The sequence below is a fragment of the Vibrio sp. genome (assembly GCF_038138445.1).
Lineage (GTDB): Bacteria > Pseudomonadota > Gammaproteobacteria > Enterobacterales > Vibrionaceae > Vibrio.
In genome coordinates this window covers 1-9,917 of sequence record NZ_JAYQDQ010000116.1, presented here as the reverse complement: position 1 = coordinate 9,917, position 9,917 = coordinate 1, and the positions used below count along the sequence as shown (strand labels likewise).

General features: G+C 41.4%; 3 protein-coding genes and 1 pseudogene. All 4 read left to right on the top strand.

What is annotated here, in order from left to right; translation table 11 throughout:
* The first annotated feature begins 525 nt into the window (after window positions 1-525).
* Window positions 526-1,851 carry a sphingomyelin phosphodiesterase gene (locus tag AAFM34_RS19040; RefSeq protein WP_341665580.1) on the top strand — a complete coding sequence of 442 codons (1,326 nt, stop codon included), beginning with the start codon at window positions 526-528 and terminating at the stop codon, window positions 1,849-1,851.
* Entirely contained in the window at window positions 1,851-2,789 is a 939-nt protein-coding gene (locus tag AAFM34_RS19035) for a chromosome segregation ATPase (protein WP_341665578.1), read from the top strand. Before AAFM34_RS19040 ends, AAFM34_RS19035 begins: the two co-directional genes overlap by 1 nt.
* A 398-nt stretch (window positions 2,790-3,187) precedes the next feature.
* Entirely contained in the window at window positions 3,188-4,381 is a 1,194-nt protein-coding gene (locus AAFM34_RS19030; RefSeq protein WP_341665576.1) for a DUF3103 domain-containing protein, read from the top strand.
* A gap of 513 nt (window positions 4,382-4,894) precedes the next feature.
* Window positions 4,895-9,917: pseudogene (locus tag AAFM34_RS19025) on the top strand (hypothetical protein); the annotation flags it as partial.

The window sequence follows — 9,917 nt, the reverse complement described above, 5'->3', positions numbered from 1 at the left end:
AGCTCTTAAAAGATGGCTATGCACTGGCGGATTTATGAGGGGATCCCTCAGTACTTTATAGCTAACACCTTCAATATAAACTTCTAAAAGCCACCGTTTCGGTGGCTTTTGTATTATTTACAGTTCAAATAATCTTTCTGAAAATCAACAACATAATTTATAAACATTTCTATATTTATCATTAGGTTGGCGTGACTAAAAACGCTTATTTTATGGAAAATTACCCGCTTTTTTATTGGGTGATTTTCATACTGATGTTTGAATAATAACGAGTATTTTTATTTTTAAATCAAACCGCCTAATTATTACTAGTCTTATAGGTTTTTTTGATAGAAATAATGATTTCAAATCTTGGTATCAATGTTTTAAACAACTTCAAACTTTATGAATTTTATGCACTAAAAAGTGCTTTGTTATCACGTTTTATCGTTAAGTGTGTGAATTATTTCCCTTAATTTATTTATAACAAATATGAAACATTATTGGTTTAAATTTTAACCAGAAATTCAAATTGAGGAAGATAACATGAGTTTTAAGCTGTGGAATATTTTGCTCGCTTCACTTGTCGTTATGCCAGTGATGGCCGATACCGATGTATATCTAACTAATAACTCAGCCCAGTCATTAACCGTACAAGTCAGCCATGATGGCTCAGATTTACTTGAATACGGTGATGAGTGGCAGCAGCACACTGAAACCATAGGCCCTTGGGAGACGAAAGCGGTATTAAGCTTTAATCGTTGGGAGGGAGTTAAGTCAGGTCAAACATACAGATTCAACACAGTCATCTCGAACCCTTTGGGGGAAAGTGTTGAGTTAAACCAAATGATGACTGGGCATTGGTATAATTCCTCAATCCAATATGGTTTATCTTCATCTGACGTAGATCTTTCCCTGCAAGATGATAGGGAGCTGCACCGCTTCACTACGGCTGCATTTGGTCAGCGCTCCACTGAGCTGAGCTTTAAATCAGCCAATACCGCTCGATATGACGACCTTTATTATACGATTACTCCAGCCAAAGTGGGCGAGACCGTTGAACCGGATGAGAATATTCTCAAGGTCATGACCTATAACATATGGGCACTGCCTGTGATGGCCTCTCATATTGGTGACCGCTACGACATAATCCCCGAGCATGTATCAGGTTATGATGTTTTGGCTTTGCAGGAAGTATTTGCCAATGGCCGAGGTGCTTTTCTGCGCGAACTAGCAAAGGAATACCCTTATCATACTGAAATGTTAGATAAAAAAGGGGCCAACATACATGATGGCGGGGTGATTATTGTTAGTCGATATCCGATTGTGAATCAGGCGCAATATGTATTTCCTGACTGTGCTGGAACCGACTGTTTTGCCGACAAAGGGGTTAACTATGCCGAGATCATAAAAGGCGGTAAAGCTTACCATGTGTTTGCGACACACACGGCCTCTTCTGATACGGATAAAGCCAGAGATTATAGACAGCGCCAGTTTAAGCAGATGCGAGCATTGGCTCAGTCACTGGACATACCCAGTCATGAAACTGTGGTGTACAGCGGTGACTTTAATGTCAACAAATTGAAATTCCCAGATGATTACCAGAGCATGATGACCAACCTCAGTGTGCAAGAGCCAGATTACTCTGGATACACAGAATCAACCTTTGATCCGCGTATCAACGACTTTTCTGGTAAAGCACTCTCAGGCGGCGAGCATGTGGAATACTTGGATTATGTCATGGTCAGCGATGAGTACGGAGAGAGCAGGCGTAATAACAATCGTGTTGACATCCCTCGCACCACAGACGAAAGGCTTTGGAAGCACTATAACCTCTCTGACCACTTTCCTGTGAGCGCAGTGATTGAGTAATGAACTATCGTGCTATTTTATTTGTGCTCGCTGTCGTGGCGAGCATCTACCTTTGGCCAGAGGAAGAAAGGTTGGCTGACTCGACAGGTGACAAGCCGTCGCAAGAGGTTGGTAAAACCTCTCAACGTTTAGCTAAGCCTTTAGTAAGCCAAGCAGCTAAAATTGAGAGAGCCCCAGTAAAGAACACAGAAATTGGTCGCTCAAGAGCGCAACTTAACCAAAGCCAAGGACGAGAACTGGTTAATGCGATAGAGCAATTTTGGGCAGATTGTCTCGGTAAAGGAGATTGCTTGTCTCAACTTGCCGCTCTCAAGTCGAAACTATCGGATTCTAGGTATCAATTGCTGGCAAACTATAACCATTTTAACCGTGAGTGGCAGAGCGTTTGGCAAGAGTCTGAGCTGAACCATTTTACGTTGCTTTCAGACAAAGTGGCAGAGTTTAAGCGGCTAGCGGCTATGGTTTGGGGAGAGCACGCCACATTAGTCTTTGCCGATGAATTTGCCCTCTACGATTTTAGCCTTGAACAAGATAGCCTATCAGAGTCTTTAGCCGCAGACTTTCTAAACGACTACCAAACTTTATTGATAAAATGGCGAGAAAAAGAGGCGGTGTTAACTCTAGAGGCCGATAGCGAAAAATACGAAAAAGGTGTCAGCCTGATCCCCAGTTCCTATCCACCAGATAAAGTGCGAGAGATAAAAAATCAGCTCGCGAGGCAATATTTAACTGAGAAAGAGATTGCTTCGATCGCATCGAGAGAGCAGCAAGTCGCCCAGCAAAATGACCATGTTGGTCAATACCAAGATGAGCTTGCTGTGCTACACCAATCCTTAGAAGTTCAAAGGAAGTCTACCAGTTTGTCAGACAGTGAATGGCAAACTTATGTTGAGCAACAAGTCAGTCAATTTCGTAGAGATTATTTTTCATATCAATAGATTAAAATAAACTTACTACTGTAAATCACCTAATTTCATTATGAATACTCATACATAGTTATGAACTTTTGTAAAGTTAGAGTATTTACTCTTCATTCCTGTCACTAGGGAAAGTCGCTGTAAAACATGTAATAGGTGCTTTACATTCCGGTGATCTGAGTCACTAAGTTATTCTTTTAGCTGATATTACAATCTCTTGCATATTGATTGACTTATTAATTTTAAAATTCCAAGTACGTTAAGACTGAATTTTGAACAATTTGTTCATTAAGTGATCTTCTTCTGAAAAACAGAACAAAAATCGATCGTTTTTGTTCCACTTATTGATGAAGATGATAGGTTGGACCAGGTAGGGCAATGCTCTATTAGGGATAAAAATTCAAATAAGGATCATTTTTATGAGACCAAACCTACCTATCAGCTTGATGCTTGCGACAACCATAGTTGGCTTTCCGTTGAACGCACAAACTGTAAACACAACAGATGCACAATCAATCTCAGAAGAAATTGCACAGCAAAAAAAAGCGCTTGCGATGCAAATCAGCGCTCGCTACTCTGATTTAGAAAAATCAATCAAGTCAAAAATTACAGAGGAGAATCTGGCCACGGATTTGGACTCTGTGGAAAGCATTCAGCCATACTCAGCGTTTAAACAGCGTATGCAGCAGGCCGATTACCAATACCGTCAAACAAAAGGCATTGCTCAATATACTGATTCAGTGATGGAGCTTAGAATTGCTGATGCATCAATGGTCAAAGACTGGCAGGAAGGAGAAAGTCCACTGTTTGCATTTGAGCCTTCAGGTGATGACTCAAACTGGCAATATGTAGAAGCCTATGATGTTTACGGGCAAGTGCATGAATTAGATGTTTACCAAATGCCAGATGTTCCAGTCCTCGTTGTTGACAGCAATAGCGCAAAAGAGCTTCGTGCTGGTCTAATGGCTATGCGTACAGAGATGAATCGTTTAGGCCAAGATTCTAATTTGATCACCAATGAAACCCCTAAACTACCTTCAAAAACCAAGCAAGATATTAAGCGTTCGGCGCAGCTTAATGATGTAGAGCCACTTAATACCACTCAGTTAACGAAAATTCGTCTTAGCGACGACGAAGAGCCATGGATTTCAGGCAAGGCGGAAGTATACGCCATTATCACTGGTGTTGACCCAAGCCGTGTCGAGCCAGAAATTGACCTAGTCGATATGCCTTATTTAGATTACGACGGCAAAGATTACTACCCAAGCCAAACCATGATTTTCTGGCCAAGGTATCGTTGGGGCGCTGTTGATATGATTTTGATGGAGCAAGACGATGGAACTGACTATAAAGAGCTAGCGAAAATTTTGGTAAAAGCGGCGGAAGATATTTTGAAAATGATTCCAGATCCAGAAATTCAAGGCTACGCTATCATAGCTCAAATCACCAATAGAATTATCGATGTGATTCCAGATGGTGTGCTAACTAACGACGACGATTATCTCGACTCTTATTATACCATTATGCAAAATACCCCTTATGTCGAGCGTCCAGGAGCAGGAGGCAATGTTGTGGCAACCTTCAAACCAGTGACAATCTCTCCGACCGAATAACAGCAATAATTAAAAAGCAGCACATAGGATAATATGTGCTGCTTTTTTATTTTATGCAGTCGTATTACATTCGTATCGAGCAGAATCAGAAGCACATAGCTCTTTTAGCATGACCATCTATTAAGACTTCCTCTCTCTATAACCCTCTAAGCTCAATAATATGAAAAGTAGATTAAATCTATAGGGTTATGATTAAAGTATTATTGATTTTTTGCATTTTAAATGGCGTTTAATACCCGAGACAGCCCGTTAACTAAAATCAGCGAACGTATTTAAAACTCGATCTGTGTCTAATTTTTAAAATAAATGACTCAAATATTTCCCTATCAGGAAAATGTCAAAATCAAATTCACTACCCATATGGTGAATTTGATCGGTCAATACTTCTTTTTTTAGAATAACGGCTGAAATATCACTGCTCAGTATTGCTCTTACATGGTTATTTTACCTTGTTGTCATTATTCAAACTGAAAATATAATTTTTGAACTTTTGGTCAACGTCAAGTCGGTATAATGCTGAGTTTTAACCCTTTCAAAAAGTCTCTTTTCATAATACTTACTCTACTCCTAATAAGTTCATGTGGTGGTGGCGGTGGTGGTGATTCTGCCCCTCGTTCCAGAACCCAAGGCACGATTACTGGTGTGGTTTTTGATGCACCTGTACTGGGCGCATCAGTAGAAGTCTATGAGTACAAAAATGGCTCTTTGGGGCGTAAGTTAGGTAGTGCGGTAACACCAGCATCTGGCCATTATTCGATTGATATTGAATCAGCCTCTATGCCGCTGTACATAGCGGCAAAAGGGGGAAGTTACAAAGACCCCGTGTCTGAACAAGTTGTGTATGAAAACATTTATATGGCAAGTGTGATTAATTACACCGAAGGCAGCACCCAGAAGGTTATGGTGACACCATTGACTTATTTGGCTGCAGGATTGACTGAATATAGAATCAAGCAAGGCCAATCTGCAGCTAATGCGGTTTCCAGCTCACTACAAGATATAAAGGCGATATACAGCTTTGATGTCAATACGATACAGCCAATAGATATAACAAAGAAGTCGGTATCGAGTGGTACTAATGGGGATAAGTATGGTGCGATACTGACGGCATATTCCTCTTTCGCCTATGACCTTTTAAAGCCAGATCCTGATGGTGGGAAAGACACCTATACCTCCATACACCTTGCAGAACTCGGTTATCAAGATATTGTTTTTGATGGAAAGCTTGATGGGCAAAAGCAGACAGGGGGCGGTCAAGGAGGAGATTTTCTCTTTGGTGCTGTAAAGATTGATGCAGACTTCTACACCCATTCGATTGCCGAGCATATAATGACAGTGGCCAGTGACCCTGATATTAATCGAGCATCAGGTTATGACGATTTTGCAGAGTATTTTTCTTCTGGCAATTCTAGTTTCTCTGTATACAAAACGCTGGCCCAAGCTCTGAATAAAATGTCGGAAACAGGGCCGATTCCTAAACGAAACCCTGTGAGTTTAGATGATACTCCGCCAACGGTTACTTATGCACAACCGGAAGTTCTATCTGGCCAAGACACCATTAAATTGGATGTTGAAGACAATATCGGGGTCGCTTCGATCGAAGTGCAGCTTGAATACACAGAAAATAAGCAACTTTTCTCGCTGTCAACACTTGCATGTCCTTTTGGCGAAGGTGATGAAGATACAGTGTGTTGGGTTGATGATAGCAACTTTACTGTGGGTGCTCGCAGGTCAAGTTTCACCGTGCATCTAAATACTGACGTGCTAGGAGGAGGCAATATCAATGGTGAATCTGAAGCCAGACTCGTGGTTTATGCAGCCGATACCATTATGTATTCAGCCTCTCCACCTGAGAATCACGAGGTAAGTATTGACTTTGACTGGGACAATACCGCCCCCGTCATTATTTTTGATTCTCCATCTGCAGTACAGGGATGTACAGAGAGCGGTTGTGTATTTAAGTATACGTTAACCGGGTATGTTAAAGAAAAACCGGAATCATTGGATGGGAAGGGTGTCAAGATTTCCATTTCAAACTCTGAGGTTGATGCCGGATGTAAACCTGACTACGGGACACAGCAATGGTGTTATTTTGAGCGAAATTATGACAACCTCACTGTTGGCCAAAGCATTGAATTTACCGTTAAAGCGACAGATTCAAATAAAAATCAGTCAGAAGAAAAATATAGGGTATATACGGATAGTGGAAAGCCTGAAATAACATTAGGCTTTCCATCAGATCTTGATGGTGATATTAGTTATGAGGCTAAAAACAGTAGTGGAATAATAGAAGGGAATTTTAAATACGAATCCAATACTTATACCAAAAATAATATCGAAACAGCAGATGAGTTTCTAATTATTCCCTTTGAATTTGCCAATCAAGGATTGATGGCGGTAAACGAAAATCGAGGAGAAAATGATAAGTTTGACCTTGATGCACTCAAAGTGGATAACCTCAAAGTCTTAGGTGTGCCTTTTATCAGTGTTAACCTATCTGATCCTCAAAAAGATAAAAATGGTGAAGATACTTATGGTTTTTCTGCTAAAGACTTAGAGCTAACGGTAGAGTACTACATAAAGAGATTAGGTGAGGATAGCTTTGGTGATCCTGTAGAAACAACTAAAAGTAAGGAGAACTTCATACCCAAGGCTGACACAGATGATGATACTGATTACATCTCTAACATGACTTATTATCTCCCTTTTTCATCTGATCTATTCGGAGATAGCCTCAAAAGTATCGGGTCTGATACGGTTCAAAAGTTGGTTATTACTGCCGAAGATCCGGCTAAAAACAAAAGTGTGACAGAGGTTTATTTTAGAACCGAATTTAAAGTACCAGAAATTACCATTGTTTCGCCATTTATTGATGCGGAAGTACAGCTTGAAGAATTAGAAAATGGAGGGTTTAAGCCCGTCCATACAGTTAGCTGTATTACTAAGCTGGATGATAGTGAGGAGCGAGATTATGCGACATGCCGTCTTTTTGATAAAAAGCCATCTACGAGTTTTTATCATGTATACATGAAAAGTATCAAGAATGATGATGGCGATAATATCACTCATTACTACCAATGGAGTAAAGACGAAGCCAAATATATATTGCTCGCTGAGGAAGACGGTATTGGTGCTTATTTTAACTCACAAGCCAACGTCACTTTATATCTGACAGAACTTTCAAGTTATCACACGGGCTTATTTGAGAGCCAATGGGAAAAACAACAGGACAAATCAGCAAGTAACGCTAAAAGAATACTATCGGATGTCACCAGTGCTTTGGAGAGTCAGGACAAGGCTATGCTTGGTTTTGACCCAGTCGGAACCTCATACGCGACCAACAAAGATTTAGCGCAGGGTATTCCAGACCGGGTGACCAATAAATATATTCACCGCTTTCTTTTAGAAGGGCTAACCGATATGGCAACCGAACAAGGGACTGCCAGTATAGAGTTTGCTAAAGCCTTCCACAAGGATCTCAGATCCGATGGTAAAGCTGATGGTCAAGATGCTGAAGGCCCCATCCTAATAGGTGAAAGCAAATACCCCTTAAGCCCAGATACTTACCGCAAAGACTTAGCTGCTGCCTACTATAAGGCCGCCACTGATAATGGTGTTGATTCTGGCTTAGCGCAATCTCAAGCAGAGAAGTTTGCGCACGCCAATCCTAAACTCGGAGAGGACAACATTTTTGATACTGAGGGGGGAAAGTTTGATACCGAGCCGCCTAGCATCAAATTGTATAACCAAGAAGGGTCGGTAGTTTGTCAAACTGGTGATTCTCGCGCTATAGAAAAGGGGCGCAGTGTTGAGGGGGAGTGCATATTCTCAGGTGAGATAGAACTTGAGCTCATCGTGCAAGATGACTTAACTCCTGTTGAGGTGACGGAAAAAAAAGTATCTTGGATAGACGGTCAAAATAAAGAACATGATGCCGAAATCAATTTTTCCCCAACTTCTGGTAACTCAGAGCAAATCAAGTCTTTTGAGCTGAAGATTAATTCCAAATTGGCAGATTACGCTGGTGTAAAGAGTTTTAAAATAAAGGTAGCCGCTCAGGATATATACCAAAACTCCAAAGAGAAAACCTTTATCTATCATGTTGATAATCAAAAGCCTGAATTCGATAATGTAGGTGCCGCACCTGAGTACCTCGTTGATGGGGAGAGTGCCAATCTCACCCTCACATTTTCAGAGCCAGTCAATAACATTCAAGCGAGACTTGGTGACATAAGTCTCAACTTCAATCGGCCAGAGAAATATCAAAACGAGTGGAAAATAAATGACGTTGGACCTATTGAGCTGCTAGCGCTGAAAGACAGCATCAGTTTAGTAATTGAGAGCTATTCAGATAATGTTAATAACCAGGGTAAAAAAGCAACGGTGTCAATTCCCGTTAAGCCTGTGATTACCATCGATACTGTGACTGAGGATAATTTCATACATGGGGATGATGTAAGCAAGGTCTACATTACGGGCACAACCAAAGGTTTCAAACAGGCAGCGAATTTAACCGTTGACCTTGTCTCACTTAAGGAAGGTCGTGAAGGTACTGATAAAGTGTCTGGTCTGAAGGTAAATCTTGATGATAAGGGGCAATGGAAAACCGATCCGATCATTATGTCTACATGGGAGTATTCTGAATTTACCGTCACTGTCAGCGGAAAGTACGCCGAAGGCGAGCGTAGTGTTGTAGCAACCAAAAAAGCTCTATATGACGACAAGATCAAACCCAAAGTGACCAGTACCCTAATCTCATATGACGGAGAAGAATTTAAAAATGTCTTGGTTGATGATAAAAGCGCTAAGGTTACGCTGACATTCAATGAACGCGTGACGATACCTACGGCATATTTGAATGGGCAGGCTATTTCATTTGAAGAGACCGGTTTTTCCAAAGTGTGGGTAGGTACAACACAGCCGCTAATGCTGCCAAGTGGTCGTGCTACAGCCCCTCTCATAGTTGTTGAAAGAACTTACCAAGATACCCGTCCACAAGGCAATTTTGGTGAAGGATATACTACAGATATCCCACTAAAGCCTGTGATTACGCTGAACGACATGGTTGATAGCATCAACGCCTCTGATGCAACGGAGTTCATTGTCTCAGGCACCTCCAAAGGGTTTCAAACCGGAGCAAAGTTGACCGTAACGGTCAAAAATGAACCAACCTCAGACTTAGTAGACCAAAGCAACCTTCGTCAATATAGTCAAGAAATCGATGTCGACGCGAATGGCCATTGGCAAACTGAACCACACGATATCTCGGACTGGTATCAAGGCACGATCACCATTACGGTGACGGGTGAAAATAGTGCAGGCCACTCGGTAACGCTGACGGGCGAGGTCGTCTACAAGGATGATGTTGCCCCTGAGTTGAGCGGTATTGAATTGACGACGGGCACGCCGACTCATGACACTGAGGTAGAAGTTAGGTTGACCTTTAGTGAGTTAGTGAAGGATGTGTCCGCCCAGGTTGGTGGTGTTGATGTGAGTTTTGACCATCAAGACGCGAGCAGTGTTTGGGTAGGCAAGA